General features: G+C 59.5%; 16 protein-coding genes and 1 pseudogene. 13 read left to right on the forward strand and 4 right to left on the reverse strand.

Annotated features, from left to right (window positions below):
* Positions 1 to 376: pseudogene (locus HJC00_RS11370) on the reverse strand (universal stress protein); the annotation flags it as partial.
* 123 nt (positions 377 to 499) lie between these two features.
* Between HJC00_RS11370 and HJC00_RS11375 the strand changes: the two are divergent.
* From HJC00_RS11375 to HJC00_RS11395, 5 genes are all read left to right on the forward strand, one after another.
* Complete coding sequence (locus HJC00_RS11375; RefSeq protein ID WP_221164036.1) at positions 500 to 2,113, forward strand: MBL fold metallo-hydrolase; 1,614 nt, start codon at positions 500 to 502, stop codon at positions 2,111 to 2,113.
* Positions 2,114 to 2,416: a hypothetical protein gene (locus tag HJC00_RS11380; RefSeq protein WP_210631949.1), complete on the forward strand. Its 303-nt coding sequence runs from the start codon at positions 2,114 to 2,116 to the stop codon at positions 2,414 to 2,416.
* A gap of 21 nt (positions 2,417 to 2,437) precedes the next feature.
* Positions 2,438 to 3,610, forward strand: coding sequence for an acetate/propionate family kinase (locus HJC00_RS11385; protein WP_221147003.1), 1,173 nt, complete (start codon positions 2,438 to 2,440; stop codon positions 3,608 to 3,610).
* Positions 3,611 to 3,771: 161 nt separating this feature from the next.
* Complete coding sequence (locus HJC00_RS11390; protein ID WP_221147004.1) at positions 3,772 to 4,149, forward strand: hypothetical protein; 378 nt, start codon at positions 3,772 to 3,774, stop codon at positions 4,147 to 4,149.
* 225 nt (positions 4,150 to 4,374) lie between these two features.
* Complete coding sequence (locus HJC00_RS11395; RefSeq protein ID WP_210631952.1) at positions 4,375 to 7,065, forward strand: HAD-IC family P-type ATPase; 2,691 nt, start codon at positions 4,375 to 4,377, stop codon at positions 7,063 to 7,065.
* A 40-nt stretch (positions 7,066 to 7,105) separates the two neighbouring features.
* Here the strand turns inward: HJC00_RS11395 and HJC00_RS11400 are convergent, their stop codons facing one another.
* Positions 7,106 to 7,936 (reverse strand): universal stress protein, encoded by an 831-nt coding sequence (locus HJC00_RS11400; RefSeq protein ID WP_247241768.1) that lies wholly within the window; start codon positions 7,934 to 7,936, stop codon positions 7,106 to 7,108.
* A 158-nt stretch (positions 7,937 to 8,094) separates the two neighbouring features.
* Between HJC00_RS11400 and HJC00_RS11405 the strand changes: the two genes are divergently transcribed.
* From HJC00_RS11405 to HJC00_RS11430, 6 genes are all read left to right on the forward strand, one after another.
* Positions 8,095 to 9,204, forward strand: coding sequence for an HlyD family efflux transporter periplasmic adaptor subunit (locus tag HJC00_RS11405; RefSeq protein WP_221164037.1), 1,110 nt, complete (start codon positions 8,095 to 8,097; stop codon positions 9,202 to 9,204).
* A gap of 25 nt (positions 9,205 to 9,229) precedes the next feature.
* The gene (rbbA, locus tag HJC00_RS11410; RefSeq protein WP_221164038.1) at positions 9,230 to 11,968 is read left to right on the forward strand and encodes a ribosome-associated ATPase/putative transporter RbbA; all 2,739 of its coding nucleotides are present in this window, start codon (positions 9,230 to 9,232) and stop codon (positions 11,966 to 11,968) included.
* Positions 11,969 to 11,970: 2 nt separating this feature from the next.
* The gene (locus HJC00_RS11415; protein WP_221147006.1) at positions 11,971 to 13,083 is read left to right on the forward strand and encodes an ABC transporter permease; all 1,113 of its coding nucleotides are present in this window, start codon (positions 11,971 to 11,973) and stop codon (positions 13,081 to 13,083) included.
* 94 nt (positions 13,084 to 13,177) lie between these two features.
* A complete protein-coding gene (locus tag HJC00_RS11420) occupies positions 13,178 to 13,885 on the forward strand; it encodes a CBS domain-containing protein (protein WP_221147007.1) in 708 nt (235 codons plus the stop codon).
* 74 nt (positions 13,886 to 13,959) lie between these two features.
* Positions 13,960 to 16,566 (forward strand): magnesium-translocating P-type ATPase, encoded by a 2,607-nt coding sequence (gene mgtA, locus HJC00_RS11425; protein WP_221164039.1) that lies wholly within the window; start codon positions 13,960 to 13,962, stop codon positions 16,564 to 16,566.
* Between the two features lie 183 nt (positions 16,567 to 16,749).
* On the forward strand, positions 16,750 to 17,271 hold the full coding sequence (locus tag HJC00_RS11430; protein ID WP_221164040.1) for an Hsp20/alpha crystallin family protein: 522 nt from the start codon (positions 16,750 to 16,752) through the stop codon (positions 17,269 to 17,271).
* 188 nt (positions 17,272 to 17,459) lie between these two features.
* Here the strand turns inward: HJC00_RS11430 and HJC00_RS11435 are convergent, their stop codons facing one another.
* Complete coding sequence (locus HJC00_RS11435; protein ID WP_247241769.1) at positions 17,460 to 18,002, reverse strand: host attachment protein; 543 nt, start codon at positions 18,000 to 18,002, stop codon at positions 17,460 to 17,462.
* A gap of 492 nt (positions 18,003 to 18,494) precedes the next feature.
* On the opposite strand from HJC00_RS11435, the gene HJC00_RS11440 reads away from it, so the two are divergent.
* Complete coding sequence (locus tag HJC00_RS11440; protein ID WP_210631959.1) at positions 18,495 to 19,790, forward strand: DUF2254 domain-containing protein; 1,296 nt, start codon at positions 18,495 to 18,497, stop codon at positions 19,788 to 19,790.
* Here the strand turns inward: HJC00_RS11440 and HJC00_RS11445 are convergent.
* The gene (locus HJC00_RS11445; protein ID WP_221147009.1) at positions 19,777 to 20,652 is read right to left on the reverse strand and encodes a bile acid:sodium symporter family protein; all 876 of its coding nucleotides are present in this window, start codon (positions 20,650 to 20,652) and stop codon (positions 19,777 to 19,779) included. The genes HJC00_RS11440 and HJC00_RS11445 overlap by 14 nt on opposite strands.
* A 777-nt stretch (positions 20,653 to 21,429) precedes the next feature.
* On the opposite strand from HJC00_RS11445, the gene HJC00_RS11450 reads away from it, so the two are divergent.
* The gene (locus HJC00_RS11450; protein ID WP_221147010.1) at positions 21,430 to 22,266 is read left to right on the forward strand and encodes a universal stress protein; all 837 of its coding nucleotides are present in this window, start codon (positions 21,430 to 21,432) and stop codon (positions 22,264 to 22,266) included.
* The last annotated feature ends 94 nt before the right edge of the window (positions 22,267 to 22,360 follow it).

The raw sequence follows: 22,360 nt of genomic DNA on the forward strand, positions 1-22,360 counted from the left end.
GTTTGCGGAGGTCTTCGTCTCGGGCCGCCTGCCGCCCGATCAGGACGACGTCGGCATAGAGTGCCCTTTCGGCAATATCTTCGTCGGCCCATGCGAATTCCGTGTAGACGTCCTGGACTTCGTAGGAAATCTCGCTTCGGTCGAGAATATCCTTGATCTCCGCAGCCTTGTCGGAGAGCGCGTCGATCTCGCGCTGGCGTTCCTCGATCCATACGGGCGAGATGACATTGTAGTCCCCGATGATCGGAGCTGCTCCCGTCGCAATCACCAGCGCATTCAAATGCGCGCCATGGGCACCGCAGAAGTCGATGGCGGTTTTGAGATCTTCCTCGAACTGATGAACGCTGAGGATGCTGAGTGCCGTCCTGATGGCCATGTCGATATACCTCTCTGCTGGATGCAAAAAGGATAATCGCGATGGCCCTGGGTTTCCTTGACCTTCATCAAAGCGGTTTCGAATTTAGCTTTGTAAAGTGGCTCCGAACCCACAGGAGCAGTGATGGACACCCCGATCCTAGAGTTTCACGGAGCCGCAGGTTCAGTCACCGGATCCTGTTTTCTTCTCAAGGCCGGCGGTGCCCGTATTCTGATTGATTGCGGAATGTTCCAGGGCTCCAAAACCGAGAAGGAACTTAACTATAGACCGTTCCCATTTGAGCCTGTCGAGATCGGCGCGGTGCTTCTCACGCATGCCCACATCGACCATTCGGGCCTGCTTCCGAAACTAGCCAAGGACGGCTTCAGCGGCCCGATTTACGCGACACCCGCTTCGATAGATCTTTGCGCCATCATGCTGCAGGATTCCGGGCATATCCAGGAAGCCGAGGTTCGTCAGCTTAATCGCCGGAACCGACGGCGCTCTGGAGAAACGGTGGAGCCGATCTACACCGCAGACGACGCGCGCAGCATCATGCCGCAGTTTATCGCGGTGGAATATGGAGAATGGCGCGAGACGGCAGGCGCCGTGAGATTTCGTTTCTGGGACGCCGGCCACCTTCTCGGATCCGCCTCGATCGAAATAGAGGCGAGCGGCATGGAAGGGCCGGTAAGGCTTTTGTTCTCGGGCGACATTGGACCGGGTTCCAAGCTTTTCGAGAGCCCGCCGGAAGCGCCGAGCGAGATCGACTATTTGATCTGTGAAACCACCTATGGCAATCGCGAGCGGGAGGAATACGCGCTGAAGGAAAGACGGATACGCCTTCAGAAGCTGGTCGCACAAGCAAACCAGCCCAATGGCGTGCTTCTCGTCCCGTCTTTTGCGGTCGAGCGCACTCAGGAAGTCCTGACAGATCTTCTCGCGCTCATGGAAGCCGGAACGCTGCAGCGGTGTCCCATTTTTATCGACTCACCGCTTGCCTCGAGAGCGACCGGTGCCTTCAAGAAACATGTCGTCGAGATGGAGAACGGAGCGAACTTTTTGCGCGCGCTCAATGCGCCAAATGTGAGGTTTACGGAGACCGCCGAACAGTCCAAAGCCCTGGATCTGGTAACCGGTTTTCACATCATCATCGCGGCAAGTGGCATGTGCGAGGCGGGCAGGATCAGACACCGTCTGAAGAACTGGCTCTGGCGCAACGAGTGCACCGTGCTCTTCGTGGGGTTTCAGGCAGCCGGCACGCTCGGCAGAATCTTGCAGGACGGCGCCAAAATCGTGCGGATCCAAGGCGAGGAAATCCGGGTGAGCGCGAGAATGGCAACCCTTGATGCCTATAGTGGCCATGCCGATGCCAGCGAACTGGATGACTGGGTGATGGAGCGTGGTCCGATCCGCAAAGGCCTGTTTCTTGTCCATGGCGAGGCCGGGGCCCGGGATGCGATGTCGAGCAGACTTTCCGAGAAACTGTCTGTCGCGATAATTTCCCCACACCTCGACGACGTCTATGAGCTGAGTGGGACATCCGCTCGACTTCTGTCCAGGGTGGCACCGGCTCGTCTGCAGCCCGAGGAGATTGGACATCGGGATTGGCACAACGACTACCAGAACTTCGTCCTCAACCTGGCCGACAGGTTGAAGGATGCAGCCGACCACAAGAGCCGCGCCGTCATCCTGCGCCGGCTTGAGCGCGCGCTCGAAGCCGACGGGGACGACCCAAAGAAAAGTGGGATCCCGTAAATGTTGTCGACGGAACGAGACTACAAACGAGGCGGCGAGCGCTTTGCTATTCCTTCGCAAGGTGAAATCGAAGGCAAGCTTCTGATGTTCGAAGTGATTGCCATCACCTGCTTGCAGGAGCTTCTCGCAAAAACGGATTCGCATCAGATCCCCAGGCTTCGCCACGGGCTCCTGGAAAATTTGAAAGCGAAGTCCGCCCCGCTGAAGTTGTGCGCGGACGACAAAAGGGCCGCAAAGGAACTCGCGCTTCAACTGCTGACTTTAGCCTGCGAGGAAACGAAGGACGAGAAGATGGCGCGTTAGCGGAGATCTGCAGGAGGTCCAATGAGCAGCATTGCAGTTACCTTCAACATCGGATCGTCGAGCTTGAAGATCGGCGCCTTCAACATCGGAGTGGCCGGCGCGCATCCGATGGCAAGGGGCACCGTGACGATTGGCCAGGAAACGCGCTTTAGATGCGAAACAGGGGAGACCGTTTATGAAGCCGATCTGCCGAACGTCACCGAAGTCGGGCCCGCCTTGATTGCGGAAATTCTATCGCGGCTGCTGCCACCAGGTTCGCAGCCCGCAGTGATCGGGCATCGCATCGTTCATGGAGGCCCCAAGTTTACCGGCGCTGTCCTGATAGACGCGGACACACAAGCGAGGATCGAAGAGCTCGTACCACTCGCGCCTCTGCATTTGCCTCCAGCGCTGAATGTGATCCGCGCTGTGCGCACGGCATGTCCTGAGGTGCCGCAGACCGCATCCTTCGATACCGCATTTCACACGTCGCAATGCAGCATGGCCACACGTCTGGCCATCCCGCGCGCACTGCATGACGCGGGAATCCGCAGATACGGCTTCCACGGGATTTCTTATAAGTTCGTTTCTTCGAAACTCAAGGAGCTCGCACCGGATCTGGGCAGCGGCAGGGTTGTTTGCGCGCATCTGGGAAGCGGCGCGAGCCTTTGTGGCATGGTGGATGGCGTCAGCATCGATACCAGCATGGGGTTTTCCGCGCTCGACGGCATACCCATGGCAACGCGGCCGGGATCGATCGACGCCGGCGCCGTCATCCATCTTCTCCGAAACAAATTCCACGACCCCGACAAGCTTGAGGATTTTCTCTATCACAAATGTGGGTTGCTCGGCGTTTCCGGCGTGAGCGGAGACGTGCGGGTGCTTGTAGAGGACTTTCACCCGGCGGCACGGGAAGCGCTTGATCTCTTCTGTTTCAGGATAGCAGGCGAGATAGGCAGGTTGGCTGTGTCGTTGGGCGGTGTGGACGCCATCGTCTTCACCGCCGGAATCGGAGAAAATCAACCGGAAGTCCGAAAGAGCGTGGCACATTATCTCGCCTGGCTGGGGCTCGACCTCAGCGCGCCTGCGAACAAGGCAAATGCGCTAATCATCAGTGGCCGGGATAGCGCAATAGCCGCATTCGTCATACCAACCGATGAGGAGCAGGTGATAGCCGACGAGGCGCTCGCTGTCGTAAATCGGCATCGGCACTGATGATCGTGGAGCATGAACCGCCAGAGGGTCACTTGAAGGCTCCCGCACGGTTTTCGCTGGACGATAATCGGCAACGGGGCTCAGGAAGTCTTCGGCCGCGTGATCCAAAACGGCATAGCTGACGTCTATTGCACCGCTTTCAAGCGCAGGTTCGCACGACCATGTCTTTGGCGGTGCCCTCCGCCAGCTCGCGCACGACCTTTGCGGACGCCGGCGCCACTTTCGAAGAGATACCTGCCGATCGCGCTGAAGCGCAACCCGCTCGATCGTTATTCCCTTCGATCGGCTTATTGATCGAGCGCAATGCGCAGGGGCCAAGCTCGCTCGAAGATAGCCATCTCACCGAGCGAAAGGAACGCGCAATGCCGAAGATAGTGACAGTAACAGCTGTGATCCTGCTTGCCATCCTGGCCGGCTACAGCGGCGCGACATGGTGGCCGCAGCTCGATCAATCGGATAACGCCCCGCAGACGAAGACAGCTCCCAAGGAAGGCTACCCAGATCCATTCATCCCGCCGACAAAAGGCAACGGTTTTTGATCCTGCCGAGGTCGGCGAAATCGGCGCCGGCAACTGTGAAGGGTTATTAGCCACATGCAGTACGATTTTCAGCGACTATGCAGACGTCGTGATCAGCGCTCAGGCGGTTCCGGAGAAAATGAAGCAGCTTCGGCTTGAAGCGGCAAGATCCCTCGACGAGGTCGGCTAAAGCCTTTCCGGGTGATATGCGCCAGGCTGCCGGCACTTTCGTGCAGGAGACATCTCATGACCGTTCCCATTCCCCAGCCATTCGCCGCCAGCTTCGGCAGCCGTAGAGGCCTCGTCACTGAAGAGGCCGAGAGCCGGCTCGTGCGCTACGGTCCAAACATTCTGCCCGAGCCGGAGGCCCCCTCTTTTGCCATCGTCTTCATGCGGCAGTTCCGCAGCCCGCTGATCTATATCCTGTTTTTGGCTGCCGCGGTCTCCCTGGTGATCAGTGACACAAAGGATGCGGTCTTTATCGGCGTCGTCTTGCTGTTGAACGGTTTGATCGGCAGCCTGCAGGAATATTCGGCGGGCCGAGCTGCGCTGGCGCTTCGCAAGCTGGAACAACCGCGTGCCGCCGTCATCCGCGACGGAGAGGTGCGTGACATTGAAGCGCGCCAGTTGGTGCCGGGGGATCTCGTGCTGCTGGAAGCCGGCGGAAGGGTTCCCGCCGACCTCGCGCTGGTCGAGGCGACCGAGCTTCTGTGCGACGAATCCCTCCTTACCGGAGAATCCATGGCGACGCGCAAGACGGCACCGTCCCCCGCCGCGCCGGTTGCGGAGGGCAAGACCGCAACCGCATTCGCCGGCACGCTCGTTACTCGTGGCCGCGGCACGGGCATCGTGACGGGGACAGGACTTGCAACGGAGATTGGCAAGATCGCCGCCGAAATCGGCAAAACTTCCCTCTCGCAACCGCCACTGATGATCCGACTTGCTCGTTTCTCCAATGCGATCGCCTGGGCGGTGGGATTGACGTCGCTGGTCCTGGTCGGCATCGGCCTCATGCGAGGGCTCGCCTGGAGCGATCTTTTCCTTATGTCGGTCGGTCTTGCCGTCAGCGCCATCCCCGAAGGCCTGCCGATCGCGATCTCGATTGCGCTCGCGATCAGCATGCGTCGCATGGCGAAACGCAACGTTATCGTCCGGCGAATGCCGGCGGTCGAAGCGCTCGGCTCCTGCACCATGATCGCAACCGACAAGACCGGGACTCTAACGCTCAATGAGCTCACCGTTACCGATATCCGGCTCCCGGATGGCACCGACCTTGCCCTTGATGCGGGGACTGACCCGGACACCTGCGAGATCAAGGCAGCCAATATGGCCGTGGCGGAGGCGCGCGCACGGGCCGGCCGACTGCTCAGAGCCGCCTCCCTTCCCAACGAGGGCTCGCTCATGCAGGACGGGAACGGCTGGAAGGGTATCGGCGACACGGTCGACGTCGCCCTTCTGACCGCCGCGCGCAAGGCGGGCTTGGCGCAAGACAAGGTGGCTGCGGACTATCCCTTGATCGCCCGTATTCCCTATGAGCCCGATCTCAAATATGCCGCCTCCTTCCATCGCGGGAGCGAAAACGTGCACATCTTCGCGAAGGGCTCGACCGAAACGCTGCTCAGCATGGCCGACCGGATGGATATCGGCGACCGCGTGGTGGAAATCGACCGACACAGGCTTCTTGCCCAGAAAGAGGAGATGGCGGCCCGCGGCCTTCGGGTCCTCGCTTTCGCGGAAGGCGAAATCCGGAGTGATGCCGACGCCGCCTTCGGCCATCATCACCTGGTCGATCTCATATTCCTCGGCATTACAGGCATGCAGGATCCGATCCGCCGGGAAGTTCCGCAGGCGATCCGCGAATGCCGCGCCGCCGGCGTCGAGGTGGCGATGGTGACGGGCGACGACCCCAAAACAGCGGCGGCGATTGCCGCTCAGGCGGGTTTGCAGTTCGGACCGAGCCAAGTGACCACCGGCGATGCGGTGCGCGAGGCCGAGGCCGCAGGCCCGGCGCGGCTGGACGAGCTTACAAACGGCGCCCGCATCTATGCCCGGGTCGCTCCCAATCAGAAGCTTGCGATTGTGCTCTCCCTGGCGCGCAACGGCCATTTCGTGGCGGTGACGGGCGACGGCGTCAATGATGCTCCGGCTTTGAAACACGCCCATGTCGGTGTCGCCATGGGCATGAAGGGTACGGAGGTCGCCAAGGAGAGCGCCGACATCGTCGTTGTCGATGACAATTTCGCCTCCATCGTCGGCGGCATTCGCGAGGGCAGAACCGCCTATTCTAACATTCGCAAAGTCATCCTGATGCTGACGGCGACAGGAGCTGCGGAAATGCTGCTGTTCCTGCTGGCGATTCCGCTCGGCATTCCAATGCCACTGTTGCCCGTGCAGCTCCTCTGGCTGAATCTCGTGACGAATGGAATTCAGGACGTGACGCTCGCGGGAGAGCCGCCTGAGGGCGACGAACTGGCCCGGCCACCTCGCCGTCCGAAGGAGCCGATCTTCGACCGGCTGATGGTTCGCCGCATCGTCCAATCCGCGCTCGTCATCGGCGGCGGCGGGTTTGCGGTCTTCTATTGGCTGCTGTCACAGGGCTACCCGGTATCCGAGGCGCGCAATCTGTTGCTTCTGCTTTTCGTCATGTTCGAAAATGTGCAAACCCTCGGCTGCCGTTCCGAACATCACTCGCTCTTCTCGCGATCCTTCTTCAAAAACCCGCTGCTGCTTGCCAGTATGGTCGTAGCCCAGGCCATCCATATCGGCGCCATGCATGTCCCGTGGTTCCGTGAGGTGCTTGGCCTGGCGCCGATTTCCCTCGCGGAATGGGCGCTGACGCTTCTGGCCGCCGGATCACTGCTTCTGGTCATCGAAGTTGACAAGGTGCGGGAACGCACGTCTTCTCGCGCATATCCGAGGAGAATCGAAGCCAAGTAGCTGCCATTGCCCTCTTTCGCCAATGGCAGCAAGCTCTGGCTCATCGGGCCATTAAAACCGGCGTGTTGCAGTCCTCGAGAATCGAGGCCGTCACGCCGCCAAATATTCTTTCGCGAAGCCGCGAATGGCCATAGGCGCCCATAACGATCATGTCACAGCCAAGCTCGCGCGCGCGTCTCAGGAGAACCTCCTCGGTTCTGCGTCCACCGCTTGCCAACTGCTCGACAACAATCTTTACTCCATGGCGCGCCAGAAATGTTGCAAAATCCGCCCCTGGCTCATCGCCGCTTTTGAAATAGGTGCCATCCGGATCGACGAGCACAAGATGAACCTCCTCGGCTGCGATCAGCAGCTCTAAAGCTGCCTTGGCGGCATTGGCGGCTTCAGGTCGCGAGTTCCAGGCAACGAGCACGTTCGTCGGCTTCAGGCTTGCGGTGCCCGCATTCGGAACAAGCAACAGCGGCGTCCTCGAATCGAAGGTTGTTGCCGCCACAACGGTTCTCCTCAGCTCGGCGTCAGCGCGTAAGCCATGTCCGATCAAGACGATGTCGGCGTACATGCTGCGCATGCCGATACTGCTCTCCAGGATAAAGAGATCTTCATAGAGGCACTCGACATTGAAGGAGATATCGTTCGTGCGGCACAAGTCTTCGGCCTCCAGCCGGATCTTCTGCAGGGCATCTGTCTCCTTCTGCACTTGGTCAATCCAGGCTGTGGTCACCGGGTATTCGACGGTGACCGGCTGCAACGCGGCGCCGACTACCAGAATCGACAGATGAGCACTGTTCTCGACCGCCAGTTGAATGGCGCTCTTGATCTCTGTTTCAGGATCCGTGGCTCCGACGATCGCAAGCAGAGTTTTCAAGGACATGGTGATCTCCTTCCGGTTTGGCTGGTTGATCTTAGGGAGGCTACAAGGCTGCCCGAAAGCCGCAATGATCTTTGTCAATAGCCACAAGCACGCGTGAGAAGATCAATTGAATCCGTCGCGATTGATCCCCATCAAGGTAGATTCCCGGGAATCGTATGATGAAAGGCTCGTCAGATCTCGCAGGTAAGGAGCCTTCGTTGAACCGTTACTGGAAACTTGCACTCCTGCTCCTCGCCCTGGCGGGTGCCAGCTATGCCGCCTGGCAGTTTCAGGCAAACCGGCGTGCCGCGAAGGCCATGATAGGCATCGCGAGTGGAAACGGACGCATCGAAGCCGTCGAAATCGACGTCGCTGCACGCACGGCGGGACGTCTGTCGGACGTGCTCGTCCATGAAGGCGACTTCGTCGAGGCCGGCCAAGTCGTCGCGACGATGGACATCGAGCAGCTCAATGCCCAAAGGCGGGAGGCCATGGCGCAGCTCTCCAGGGCAAAAATTGCGATCGGCACGGCACGGACGCTGGTTGCTCAGCGGCAGGCGGAAAAGGAGGCCGCGGCAGCCACCGTTTCCCAGAACGACGTCCAGCTTCAGTCGGCGCAAAAGCGGCTTACCCGCAGTCAGCAACTTTCAAGGAGCGGCACCGTCTCCGAGCAGACGCTCGACGACGATCGCACGCGCGCCGACGCAGCGGCGGCCACACTTGGCGCAGCCAAGGCGAACCTCGCCGCCACTGACGCTGCCATCGGCAACGCCGAAGCGCAGGTGATCGACGCGGAAGCCGCCGTTGAAGCCGCTGAGGCGACCGTCGTGCGGATCGAGGCGGATCTGCGGGATTGCGATCTCAAGGTCCCGCGAAGCGGCCGCGTCCAATATCTCGTTGCGCATCCGGGCGAAGTCGTCGCGGCCGGAGGACGAGTCCTCAACCTCCTGGATGTTGGCGATGTTTTTATGACCTTCTTTCTGGGAACCGCGGACGCGGGCCGCACCGCGATCGGCAGCGAGGCACGCATCGTCCTCGACGCCGCACCGCAATACGTCATCCCTGCTCGAGTTTCTTTCGTTTCGGACGTCGCCCAGTTTACCCCGAAGACGGTCGAAACGCAGGAGGAGCGCGAGAAGCTGATGTTTCGCCTTCGTGCGCAGGTGCCGAAGGAACTGCTGCAGAAATATGTGACGCAGGTGAAGACAGGCCTTCCTGGGCGAGCCTATGTCAGGATCGATCCCGCCGCTAAATGGCCGGCCCCGCTTTCGACGCCTCTCACCCCGTAACCTGGAGCATCCTGTGACCTTCGAGATGACAGACTCGGCATATGTCGCCCGCCTGAAGGACGTGACGCATACCTACGGCGGATGCACGGCTCTCGATGCAGTCACGATCGGTATTCCGGCAGGTTTGATGGCCGGCCTTGTCGGTCCGGATGGCGTTGGCAAATCCTCACTCCTCTCGCTGATCGCCGGCGCGCGACAGATCCAAAAGGGCGATGTGACTGTGCTTGGCGGCGACATGCGCCGCGCCGGCCACCGTCGCCAGACCTGCCCCCTGATCGCCTATATGCCTCAGGGCCTTGGCAAAAATCTCTATCCGACCCTCTCGGTTTTTGAGAATGCCGACTTCTTCGGTCGCCTGTTCGGCCAGAGCCGAGAAGAACGGCAGGACCGCATCCGCACGCTCCTGCAGCGCACCGGCCTCTCCGGCTTCAAAGACCGGCCGGCGGGGAAACTTTCGGGAGGGATGAAACAAAAGCTCGGCCTCTGCTGTTCACTGATCCACGACCCAGAGCTTCTGATTCTTGATGAGCCGACCACCGGCGTCGACCCTCTGTCACGCCGGCAATTCTGGGACCTTATCGATGACATACGGTCCGAGCGACCGAGGCTCAGCGTGGTGGTGGCAACGGCCTACCTGGAAGAGGCGGCGCGTTTCGACTGGTTGGCGGCCATGGATGCTGGCCGGCTGGTGGCGACTGGATCGCCCCAATATCTGCTGGAGCGAACGAAGACGGCCACACTTGACGATGCCTTCATCGCACTGATGCCGGAAGACAGGCGGGCGTCGCATCATGTCGTGGAATTGCCGCCGCTCTCGACACCTGATGAAGCGGACTTCGTCATCGAGGCGGAGGGCCTGACGACACGGTTCGGCGAATTCACCGCGGTCGATAACGTCAGCTTCAAGATTCGCCGCGGCGAAATATTCGGCTTCATCGGTTCGAACGGATGCGGCAAATCGACCACGATGAAGACGCTGACCGGCCTTTTGCCGGCAAGCGGAGGCACGGCAAGACTGTTCGGCAAAACAGTCGATACGCGCAATATGGATGTCCGCCGGCGCGTCGGCTATATGAGCCAGGCCTTTTCGCTCTACACGGAATTGACGGTCCGGCAGAATCTCGACCTGCACGCGCGGCTTTTGGGGTTGCCGGCCGAGACCATCCCCGCGCGGATCGAGGAACTGGGGCATCGCTTCCAGCTCGATGGCGTCATGGAATTCCTGCCTGACACGCTGCCGCTCGGCATTCGGCAGCGATTGTCACTGGCGGTGGCTCTCGTCCATGGGCCGGAGATGCTCATTCTCGACGAGCCGACATCGGGTGTCGACCCCATCGCTCGTGACCAACTCTGGGCAGCGCTGATCGAACTGTCACGCAAGGAGAAGGTGACGATCTTCATTTCCACGCATTTCATGAACGAAGCCGAGCGCTGCGACCATGTCTCGCTCATGCATGCCGGCCGCGTTCTGGTGACGGACACGCCCGAGGCGCTCCGCGAAAGCCGCAGGGCGGCCACGCTGGAGGACGCCTTCGTCAGCTACCTCCAGGATGCGATCGGTCAATCGTCGAAAACGGATCTCGCTCCGTCTACCATGATCGGTAGGCCGCATCCACTTCCCGCGGCCAAGCCGCGGCGCGCTTTCGATCTTCGCGGCGCTTTGAGCTATAGCCGCCGCGAAGCGCTGGAGCTGCGCCGCGATCCCGTCCGCGCGACCATGGCCTTGATCGGCAGCGTTATCCTGATGTTTGTCCTCGGCTATGGCATCAACATGGACATCAAGGATCTTGCCTTCGCGGCGCTCGATCGGGACGATACGGTCGCCAGCCGCGATTATATCGCGGATATTGCAGGTTCTCGCTATTTCATCGAACAGTCGCCGATCACTGACTACGCCGATCTCGACCGACGCATGCGCGACGGCTCGCTGAAGCTCGCAATCGAGATACCACCCGGCTTTGCCGAACACCTCGCCCGCGGCCATAATGTCGAGATCGGCGCCTGGATCGATGGTGCGATGCCACAGCGCGCGGAAACGGCGCGCGGCTATGTGCAGGGCATGCACAATAGCTGGATCGCCCGCAGGGCACGCGAAGTCTACGGCCAACCAGGACCCGGCCAGTTCTCCGTGGAGACCCGTTTTCGCTACAATCCCGGCATTGAAAGTCTGGTCGCCATCGTGCCGGCCGTCATCCCGCTCCTGCTGCTTCTGATCCCCGCCATGCTTTCAGCTCTTTCGGTCGTCCGGGAGAAGGAACTGGGATCGATCGTCAATCTCTACGTCACACCTGTGACGAGGCTCGAATTCCTGCTCGGCAAGCAGCTTCCCTACTTGGTGCTCGGAATGATGAATGCCGCGCTGCTCTGGCTGTTTGCGGTCTTCATCTTTGAGGTTCCGTTCACCGGCAGCCTTATCGTCTTCACGATATCCGCCTTCCTCTACGTGGTCTTCGCGACTGCTTTCGGACTGATGATCTCCACCTTCATGTCCAGCCAGATCGCGGCGATCTTCGGCACGACGCTTCTGACCATCATTCCGGCTGTACAGTTCTCCGGCATGATCGACCCGGTCTCGTCGCTGCAGGGTTTTGGCGCGATAATTGGCCACATCTTTCCGGCGACCTATTTCAACATCATCTCGCGCGGCACTTTTTCGAAGGGGCTCGGCTTCGGCAATCTCGAAACGACCCTGCTTCCGATCCTCGTCGCCGGGCCGTTGCTCCTTGCCGCCAGCGCCCTTCTCCTCAAAAAGCAGGCGAGATAACCATGCGCCTCGCCACCATCTTACATCTCGGCATCAAGGAGTTGCGGGGGTTGATGCGCGATCCGATCCTCCTCGGATTGATCTTCTATTCCTTCACCGTCGCCGTTTATGCCGAAGCGAGGGCCGTCCCCCAAACCTTGAACAACGCTCCGATTGCCATCGTCGACGAAGATGGTTCGCCGCTTTCGCTGCGCATCGCCGATGCTTTTTTGAAGCCCTATTTCAAGCCGCCGGTGACGATCACCGCGGACGAGATGGACGCCCGCATGGACGCAGCCACGGATACGTTCGCGCTCGACATTCCCCCACATTTCCAGAGCGACCTCATTGCCGGCAAATCGCCGGTCATCCAGCTCAATGTCGACGCCACCCGCATGACCCAGGCATTTTCCGGATCAGGTTACGTGCAATCCATTGTTGCTCAGGAAATCACGGGCTTTGCCGCCATACAAACAATCTCCCAAATCCCTCAGGTTGATCTGGCGCTCCGGGCCCGATTCAACCCCGAGCTCAATCAAACCTGGTTCGGATCGGTGATGAACGTCATCAATATGGTGACGATGTTGTCGATCATCCTTACCGGCACTGCGCTGATACGTGAGCGGGAACACGGTACCGTGGAGCATCTGTTGGTCATGCCGGTTACACCACTCGAGATCATGCTCGCCAAGGTCTGGTCCATGGGGCTGGTCGTCTTCGTCGCAACCGGTCTTTCCTTGGTTTTCATGGTGGAGGGCCTGCTTCAGGTGCCGATCGAGGGGTCACTGGCCCTTTTCATGGCGGGAGCGGCACTCCACCTCCTGGCGACAACGGCAATGGGCATCGCGCTAGCGACAATTGCGGGCTCCATGCCACAGTTCGGACTGCTGCTGATGCTGGTGCTGATGCCGCTGCAGATCCTCTCCGGCGCCACCACTCCGCGCGAGAGCATGCCCGAGGCGATACAGACGATCATGCTCGCGGCGCCGAACACGCATTTCATCACCATGGCGCAAGCGATCCTCTATCGTGGCGCCGGCTTTGTCACCGTCTGGCCGCAATTCGTTTGGCTTGCAGTGATTGCCACAGTCTTGTTTGTTTTCTCCCTGCTTGGATTTCGCCGGTCGTTAAGGTGACCTCCGTTGATCGCGACTGACGATGTCAATTGACGGCGATCAAGGAAGAGCGCCGCAGACGTCGTATCCTGCCGTCATTTAAGGAGGCAGGAAGATGTTGAAAATTCGATCAATCATGACGCCAAAACCGGCGACGATCGGGCCGGATGCCAAGATCTGGGAGGCTGCCAACGCGATGCTGGATCACCGCATAAGCGGATTGCCCGTCGCCGATCAATCAGGCGGCCTTCTCGGCATCATCAGTGAAAGCGACTTCCTGCGGCGCAGCGAAATCCACACCGACGCAACGCACGGCCTCTGGCGTGATTTCTTTTCTTCACGGGGCGAGCTGGCTGAAGAATACGCGAAAAACTTCGGAAGTACCGTTGGCGAAGTGATGTCCTGTCCGGCGGTGACTGTGCAGCCCGATGCATCCGTCGAAACCGCTGCCGAGCTAATGGCCAGGAAGAACATCAAACGTCTTCCCGTGGTCGAAGGCGACGAAATCATCGGTATCGTGACCCGCTTCGACGTCATGGCCGCGCTCGTCCGCGAACTCGCAAGCCATTGCGCCGCACGAGCCGATAGCGACATCCGAAAAGCGTTGGAAGCGGAGCTGGCTCGTCAAAAATGGGGAGATTCCGTGACTCTGCACGTCGCCGATGGGGTGGTTACGCTTGAAGGCCGGGTGCTGGACACGCGAGAGAAGACCGCCCTTCACGTGGCGGCGGAAAACACGATCGGCGTGAAACGGGTGGATGACCGGATCCAGGTCGTTGTGCCGCCTGACATGCCGGTACCGCCACCCGGCTTCTATTTATGACGGCTGTGCGGGGCGGTCTCTCCGTTCTCTTGGGGCCGCCAGGCGCGGTTGCCAATCGCTGAAAAGGATCTGGAATGGACACGATCTCCGATCACGCGAGGCCGCCCTACTGGTCCTTATCCGCTGAGACAGTCTTGGCGGAGCTGCACAGTTCGCGGGACGGCCTCTCCACCTCCGAGGTCGCACGGCGATTGAAGGACAGCGGTCCGAATTCGCTTGGCCAGGACCGGAGGCACTCGGCGACCGCGGCTCTTGTGCGGCAGTTCCGCAGCCCACTCGTCCTGATCCTCATCGCGGCCGCGGCAATCTCCGCTTTTGTGGGCGAAGGGCATGAGACGCTTATCATCTCGATCATCGTGCTGGCCAGTTGTCTGCTCGGCTTCTTCCAGGAATACGGGGCTTCGCAGGCGACGGAAAAGCTCAAGCGGCGCCTGTCACAGAAAACGGTGGTCCTGCGCAATGGCGCCGAGAGTACTATTCGCGTCGAAGAGGTCGTGCCAGGCGACATCCTGCATCTTTCCGCAGGCAGCCTGATCCCCGCCGATGGTATCATCCTGGAAGCGCGCGACCTCAATGTCAGTGAGGCAGTACTGACAGGAGAAACTTTCCCGGCTGTGAAGATACCGGGCATCGCGGAAGCCGGTGCGCCTCTTTCCCGGCGCAGTAACGTTGTTTTCGCCGGTACATCCGTGCGCAGCGGCAAGGCTTCCGTCCTGACCGTCAAAACCGGCATCCACACGGAATTCGCCTCCATCGCCGAGAGCCTGGAACGTCAGGTTCCGGAGACCGAGTTTTCCCGGGGTATCCGCCGGTTCGGCCTGTTGATGACCGAGATCATGTTCGTCATGGTTATTCTGGTCTTCTTCGCAAACGCGCTGCTCGGCCGCCCGCTGATTGACTCCATCCTCTTTTCCCTTGCGCTTGCGGTCGGCCTCACGCCCGAGCTGCTGCCCGCCATCATTAGTGTGACGCTTGCCCGGGGAGCCAGGGCAATGGCGGCCAACGGCGTCATCGTTCGCAGGCTTGAAGCGATCGAGAACCTCGGCAGCATGGATATTCTTTGCACCGACAAGACCGGGACATTGACGGAAGGTGTCATCCGTCTCGAGAGCTGCCTGGATGCGAGCGGACAGCGATCGCAGGACGTGCTCCTGCTGGCCCGTCTCAATGCCACTCTCCAGAGCGGCCTCACCAATCCCCTGGACGAAGCGATCCTCGCCGCAGAGGGCACTGATGCGCGCGAGCAGTTCTTCGCCAAGCGGGACGAAATTCCCTACGATTTTGTGCGAAAGCGACTGTCGGTGATCGTCACGTCTCCGGAAGGACACACCGTGCTGATCTGCAAAGGGGCGGTCGACGGTGTCCTGGGGATCTGCAGCACCATCCGCGACGCTGGAAAAGAGGCACCCCTCGATCCGGAGAACCGAGCTGCGGTCGAGGGCAAGTTCCAAAGCTGGAGCCAACAGGGCTTTCGCGTTCTCGGTCTTGCAACACGGCGCTTGAGGACTCCCGGTCCTTACGCCCGCACGGACGAAAACGGCCTTTGCTTCGAAGGCTTTCTTCTTTTTCTTGATCCGCCGAAGCAGGGGATCCAGCGCTGCCTCTCCGAACTGGCGAGGCGCGGCATCATGGTCAAGGTCATTTCCGGTGACAACCGCTATGTCGCCGCCCACCTCGCTGCCGCGATCGGGCTGTCATCCGATCTGATTCTTACGGGGGCGGACCTATCGAAGCTCTCCTCGCAAGCACTTGCGGCAAAAGCAGCGCATATCGATCTCTTTGCCGAGATTGATCCCAATCAGAAAGAAAGCATCGTAAGTGCCCTCAGGTCGCGCGGCCACGTCGTCGGCTATCTCGGCGATGGGATCAACGACGCCCCCGCCCTACATGAAGCCGATATTGGGATTTCTGTCGACAGCGCCGTAGACGTGGCGCGCGAAGCCGCCGATATGGTCCTTCTGAAACGCGATCTCGGCGTACTGGTACAAGGCGTTGATGACGGGCGAACCACCTTCGCCAACACGATGAAATATATATCGATCACCACCAGCGCCAATTTCGGCAATATGATCAGCATGGCGCTGGCCTCCGTCGCGCTCCCTTTCCTGCCCCTTCTCGCCCAGCAGGTCCTGCTCAATAATTTTCTCTCTGATATCCCCTCCTTCGCGATTGCCACCGATAATGTCGACGAGGAGGACAGGCGTCGGCCCCGTCATTGGGAAATCGGCTCCGTACGACGGTTCATGGTCACCTTCGGCTTGGTCAGTTCGCTCTTCGATCTCCTGACCTTCGGCTTTTTGATTTTCCTGGTGGGGGCCGGCGAGCGGCATTTCCAGACGGCGTGGTTCGTTGAATCGCTGCTGACGGAATTGCTGATCGTCTTCATTATCCGTACACGCAAGAGGTTCTGGCAGAGCTGGCCGTCGCGCCTGCTCACCGCTCTGTCTGCTGTGATCATCTCGGTGACCTTTGCGCTGCCCTTCCTGCCGGTCGCGCGCTGGTTCGGCTTCCTCCCCTTGCCGCTTCCCACCATACTTGGGATCGTCTCCATCAGCGTGATGTATCTTTTGTCGTCGGAGCTGGCCAAACACTGGTTCTTCCGACGCGAGGACCAACGACGCCGCACCGCAGGCCGGAAACGTCGAAGATCTCCACGGCGTCTCCGGCCAGAACGCGCCTGAGGCGTCAGGGAGTTGCGCCGAACACGTATGAGGTCCGCCGCGCACGAAGCTTGATCCGCGTCAATGCTGACTTGCTCCTAAAGATTTGAAATGGAGATGCTCAATGACGAGCTGACGTCGGCTGCATCGAATTCCACTTGGCGCTTCGATGCGGCCTCCTTCTTGGAAGACAGGAGAAAAATCATGGCAGATGCAACCAAACTTGCTGTTAAGAACGAAGATAAGCCGGTCCAGTCGGCGGGAATCTGGTCCCCCTTCGAAGCGCTGCGCTCCGAGATCGACCGTCTGTTCGATGGCTTCGTGCCCTCGCCTTGGCGTTCCTCTGACCGATCCATTTTCGCGCGCGGCTTTCCGTCGCTGAATGGATGGGCAGCCGCCCCGGCTGTCGATGTGATCGAAAAGGACGACGCCTTCGAGATCACCGCCGAAATGCCCGGCCTCGATGAAAAGAACATCGAAGTCACGCTGTCCAACAGCTACCTGACAATCCGTGGCGAAAAGCAGGAGGAGAAGGAGGATAAGCAGAAGGAATACCATGTGTCCGAGCGTCGCTACGGCTCCTTCCAGCGCACCTTCCAGATCCCAGATGGGGTAGACGCCAACAAGGTGGAGGCCACCTTCAACAAGGGCGTCCTGAAGGTGAGACTTCCAAAGAGCGCCGATGCCAAAAAAAACGAGCGGAAGGTGGAGATAAAAGTCGCTTGATCGGATTCGTGTCGGACGGGCGCGCGTCGCGATGCACGCCCGTTTTCGTTGGCGATGAGGCAACAGAAATCGCCGAACGCCATGCACATCGTCCCATCGTGCTTTTGCCGATGCCGTTGCCCGGCCAGTCATCAGCTACCGGAGAGTCGACCTGGCCGCTGCCGTGCCATCCATGATAAATTCGTTGTTCACGACGTCAGATGTTTTTCGATTTCGTCGACCGGAAGGTTGACGAGGTCCTTGTCGTATTCGGCCACGATCCGCTTCCTCACACCCTCCGAAATGACACGCCGCAAGTCGGCAAGGGCCTTCGGGGGAGCCACGAGAAAAAGCTTCTGAATGTTGTCGCCGGCGCAGATCATTTCCAACTTTTCCGCGACCATGGAAGAGAACCGCTCTTCTTCAAGCTGATGGAAATCAGTCTGTCCGAGGCTGCTGCGATGGCTGCCGCTCGCGGTCCGGCCGGGACGATCTGTTCCCTGTTGACGGGTCGGTGCATTGTGCGGCGCCTCGAATACCTGCTCGACTTCGAGAGATAGGTCGGACGCTGTCCCAACATTGCGCAGAAGCAGGGCTTTTCTCGCGTCCATGACGAGCACTCGCGCGTTGTATGAGATGATATTCTGATTCATCGCGATATCCTTTCTTTCGCGCGGTTCATCATACTCGGGTGCTGGATTGGCGATTTGATCGGCGTCAATGCCCGGAGAAGGCCTCGGCGGTTCGATCAAGACTTCTTCATGCGCTTACGACACAACGGAACCTGCGCTGAGCGCGTCTGCCGGATGTCTTGCAGGCATGCTGGAAAGCGGCGGCAGAGTGAGCCGAGCGCGCCGCGCGGGCGGCGCTTCCGCGGGCTTCGTTCCGCGTCAGAAAAACCGATGTCACACCCGCCTCCACCGGTGACCCGCTGCCCGCTTCGACCAGCTGTAGAGACCGAAGGGTGCGGGGACGCAGATGTATTTCCCTTTCTTGTACATCGTCTTGGCTTCCCACCTGCCAGCTTGTTCCGCTCGCTGCTGTTGTGATCCCTTCCTCGTATGCCCTCGCAATTGGAGGTGCGACGGGATCGTCCGAAATCTACGCACATTCCGCAGGCCGGACATTAAGCGAGATCAAAATAGACGCCGTGTCTTGATCGGCATCAATGATCTTTCCGGGCGATAAACCATGGTTGAAAGGCAAAATTTCGCCCTCAGAATTTTCAGGAGTGAGATAAGTCGATGCGTTGGAACCGCTGGTATAGCTTCAGGAGTTACATCAGATCCTCTTTGTGGATCGTTCCCTTCGTGGCCCTGCTCCTTTACGTCGCCGCCATCCGATTGGTCTATGCTTTTGAAAACTGGACCCCTTGGATCGACTTCTGGCCTTGGGAAGTGGCGGGCACGCAAAGGATGCTTGAGACAATCATTACAATGACTTTGACGTTCGTGGTGTTCACGTTCGGATCGCTGCTGGTGGCAATTCAAGTTGCCGGCGGCCAGTTGACGCCCCGGATCATCGCGACGACTCTTTTGCGCGACAATGCCATCCGATTCACCGTGGGCCTTTTCATTTTTACATTACTGTTTGCAACCGGCGCCCTTTCCAGACTCGATGCGACCGTTCCTCATGGTGTCTCTGCGATCGCGGGACTGCTTGGCTTTCTTTCCATTGCGGCCTTCCTGTATCTGATAGACTACGCGGCCCGCCTGCTGCGTCCTGTCAGCATCATCTTGAGAGTCGGCGAAAGCGGTCATGCCGTCATTGAGGAAGTCTATCCCGCACCTGCCGAAAGTGACTGCTCCCATCGTGGAGTGACCTCGTTCACGAGTTCGCCCGATAGAATTGTTTACCATCGGGCCAATTCCGCGGTCGTGGTCGCGGTCAATATGACGGCGCTCGTCGCGCTGGCCGAGAGGACGGACTCGATCATCGAGCTGGTGCCAAAAGTCGGCGATTTCGTTGGTGCGGGCGAAATTCTTTTCCGCCTGTACGGCGAGGGTCTGCCCCCGGATAGCGTAGTGACAGCCTTGGTCGCTTTCGGGCCGGAACGCACGCTCGAACAGGATGCGACATTTGCCTTCAGGATCATCGTCGATATCGGAATCAAAGCTCTTTCAAAGGCCATCAACGATCCCACAACGGCCGTTCTCGCGATCGATCAGCTTCAACGCCTTCTTTGCTTCGTGGGAGGAAGGCATCTTCTCGGCGATGAGATCCGCGGAAAATCCGGCAAACTGCGGTTTATCTGCAGGACGCCGAATTGGGAGGATTTCGTGCAGCTGACCTTCAGCGAGATACGCTTATACGGCGCGGAAAACTTTCAGATCGCCCGCCGTCTGCGAGCCCTGATCGAATATGCCCTGCAAATTTTGCCTCAGGACCGGCGCCCGGCGCTGCTCGCTGAACTGGACCTCATCGACCGGATGCTCGAGAGGACATACGTCTTTCCTGAAGATTTGGCGCTGGCACGCACACCAGACTCGCAGGGACTCGGAGGGGCTGCCGAGCGGACAAGCGGAGTTAGCCAGTATTGATCGCCAAATCGGGCCTCGGCGCCAGTCGAGCCAATATTTTCGCTACGGCAAATCCGACCGCCAGAGTGATGAAGGCTGCCAGGATGCACATCGTGCTGGATCGCGGATCGGCATTGGCAACTGCTGACAATGGGGCGAGTGCCGCCCCGACGTTCCTGGTACAGACCCCAAGTGTGACTACGCCTCGCTTCTCGCGAGGAAGCCTGAACGAAACGGCGTAGGAGCCCAGAGCCAGCGCGCAGTAGTAGATAAACTGTGCTGCTATCGCCCAGGTTCCTATGGCGCTGAGAATGTGGTCCCAATTCTGCAGGAACGCGACGGAAAGCAATACGATAGTGCTGAAGGCGACCAGTTTCCTAATAATCGGGTCGCACCTATCCGCCCACCTGTTCGACAGTTGACGCACTGCTATTCCAATGCCGAAAGGTGCGAGAATGAGAAGCAGGAGCGGCCGTGCGATCACACCTACACCCGCGTGGAGGCCTGGGGCAACAACGGGAAGTGCGATCGGCATCAAGAGGATTGTACCAAGAGCAGCAATCAGGATGAACGCCGCCGTATAGGCGGCGTCTCCTTTCGCAACGTCAGACAGCATTGGCATGAATGGCGCACACGGCGCCAAGCCCAGCAGCAGCAAACCGATGGCGTAAGGTTCCGGCAAGGCGAGCAATCTTGCGATGACAATGGCAAGGATTGGCCCCAGAACGAAGCCTGACAATACGCTGGGGACGACGAATTCCTTGTCATGCAGTGCAGTCGAGGCATCCCTGACATCAAGTTTAAGGCCGACATCTGCCAGGCTGCCAAGCATGAACGAGATCAGCGCGACCTGTAAGGTGTATCTAAGTAACTCCGATATCATGTTCTTCTCCTCTCCGCCGGAGAACTCCGCTCTCTCGGTCTGTTGCCCTGTGGCTATGCGCCGTCGGTGCTCTCGCCGAGGTGGCAAATCCTGGCGTGCGGTGGCGGTCCTAGGATCTTTCAAATGATTGCCTAAGCGGCCGGTTTAGTGCCCCAAAGGCTAAAATAGATCCTTGCCGCTGCGGCCAATGAATTCAGTTCGCAATCCCCTTTCGTGCGCCTCTTTCACGAAAGAGTTCGCGCTGAGAGCATCTGCTCGGACGACGTCATTGAAGCATTGAGCGAAGGGGCCGCATAATTCGTCACGCATCCAGGCGTGGGCGCGGGGTGACACGGCCGTTATCTGCCAGTCATCATTGCTCGTTCGCTCAAGGCGAAAGTCCACACCACCGCGAAGGACATCCGGGCATCCTGCGCCGGCTAGCAATGCCTCTGCCGTCCGCGAGACAACTTGGCTCATTTCATCCCCCTTTCTTTCATGGGGTGCGATCAACGCCAGGGATGTCGTAGTCGCTTTCGTCCGACCAAACGCGGTAGCGACCATCATCTCGGCTGGAGCGCTTCAAGAAGACATCTCTTAAGGCCGTTTCTCATTGATGCGGGTCAAAATGTGATCAGCATTCATCTCCATTGTGAAAGCCCTGCAGGTGACGGGCCTGTTTCTGCCTCGCAGGGGGCGGATCATGGATGAAGGCTTCCACGTCTTGACGTGAGTCAAAGCGCCCGCAAGCAGGCGGACTAGACTTGCGGCGTGCAGCCCAAAGAAGGAGGCATAAGATTGCCTTACAAAACGATACTGGTCGTGCTTGGCGTCAACGACTTTCAAGACGACATCAAGGACGCCATCGTCAGTGGTCAGACGATTGGCGCGCACTTGTCGGTTGTAGTGGCGGCCATGGCAGCGCCACCGCCCTTTGGCGCATCTGCCGAGGAGATTTCAGCCGTCTGGCTGGAGGAACGCGGAGGCGACATCGCGAAGCTTGCGGAGCAGACGAGGCATGTGGAAGAGCAGCTTGCCTCTTCGGGGCTTTCGTTTGATGTTCAGGACCTCTACACGGAGGGCGCCTGGGCGGACGAGGCGATCGCCGAAAGAGCGCTGTATGTCGATCTGACTCTTGTCGGCCGGCGGGCTGCCCGCGATCGCGATCTCTGCCCGCGGATCATCGGCGGAGCCTTGTTTCAGGCGCCCGCCCCTCTGCTTTTGAACCCGACGGATCAGCCCGCCGAGTTCACCCCTCGCACCGTTCTGATCGCCTGGAACTCCCGGAGAGAAGCGGCCCGCGCGGTTCAGCAGGCCCTTCCAATTCTCCAGCGCGCCGGCGAAGTGCGTCTTGTTCTGGTCGATCCTTTGGCAAAGGCATCGCCCGGCGGCGAAGATCCGGGTGCCGATATCGCTGCCTATCTTGCACGACAAGGCGTGCCTGTCACGGCGGAAACCGTCATGAGCAGAGGAAGGCCCGTCCAGGACATCCTCAAGCAACGCGCCGCGGAAATGGGGGCCGATCTGATTGTCATGGGCGCATATAGCCACTCCCGATTGCGCGAACGCATTTTCGGCGGCGTGACGCGATCGATGATTGAGACGTGCAGTCGGCCGCTTTTCCTCGGTCACTAGCGCAGGCATCGGGATCAGTATTGCAGGAACAAGTCGCACTGTAGGCCGAGGCCATTGATCCAAAGAACGATGTGCGCTCAGAAGCGCGCCGAAA

Source organism: Rhizobium sp. NLR22b (assembly GCF_019685295.1).
In the GTDB taxonomy this organism is placed as follows: Bacteria; Pseudomonadota; Alphaproteobacteria; order Rhizobiales; family Rhizobiaceae; genus Rhizobium.

Excerpts from the sequence above, each read along its gene's own strand:
- HJC00_RS11375 (WP_221164036.1), top strand. The coding sequence starts at position 500 with ATGGACACCCCGATCCTAGAGTTTCACGGAGCCGCAGGTTCAGTCACC.
- HJC00_RS11380 (WP_210631949.1), top strand. The coding sequence starts at position 2,114 with ATGTTGTCGACGGAACGAGACTACAAACGAGGCGGCGAGCGCTTTGCT.
- HJC00_RS11385 (WP_221147003.1), top strand. The coding sequence starts at position 2,438 with ATGAGCAGCATTGCAGTTACCTTCAACATCGGATCGTCGAGCTTGAAG.
- HJC00_RS11390 (WP_221147004.1), top strand. The coding sequence starts at position 3,772 with ATGTCTTTGGCGGTGCCCTCCGCCAGCTCGCGCACGACCTTTGCGGAC.
- HJC00_RS11395 (WP_210631952.1), top strand. The coding sequence starts at position 4,375 with ATGACCGTTCCCATTCCCCAGCCATTCGCCGCCAGCTTCGGCAGCCGT.
- HJC00_RS11400 (WP_247241768.1), bottom strand. The coding sequence starts at position 7,936 with ATGTCCTTGAAAACTCTGCTTGCGATCGTCGGAGCCACGGATCCTGAA.
- HJC00_RS11405 (WP_221164037.1), top strand. The coding sequence starts at position 8,095 with ATGAAAGGCTCGTCAGATCTCGCAGGTAAGGAGCCTTCGTTGAACCGT.
- rbbA (WP_221164038.1), top strand. The coding sequence starts at position 9,230 with ATGACAGACTCGGCATATGTCGCCCGCCTGAAGGACGTGACGCATACC.
- HJC00_RS11415 (WP_221147006.1), top strand. The coding sequence starts at position 11,971 with ATGCGCCTCGCCACCATCTTACATCTCGGCATCAAGGAGTTGCGGGGG.
- HJC00_RS11420 (WP_221147007.1), top strand. The coding sequence starts at position 13,178 with ATGTTGAAAATTCGATCAATCATGACGCCAAAACCGGCGACGATCGGG.
- mgtA (WP_221164039.1), top strand. The coding sequence starts at position 13,960 with ATGGACACGATCTCCGATCACGCGAGGCCGCCCTACTGGTCCTTATCC.
- HJC00_RS11430 (WP_221164040.1), top strand. The coding sequence starts at position 16,750 with ATGGCAGATGCAACCAAACTTGCTGTTAAGAACGAAGATAAGCCGGTC.
- HJC00_RS11440 (WP_210631959.1), top strand. The coding sequence starts at position 18,495 with ATGCGTTGGAACCGCTGGTATAGCTTCAGGAGTTACATCAGATCCTCT.
- HJC00_RS11445 (WP_221147009.1), bottom strand. The coding sequence starts at position 20,652 with ATGATATCGGAGTTACTTAGATACACCTTACAGGTCGCGCTGATCTCG.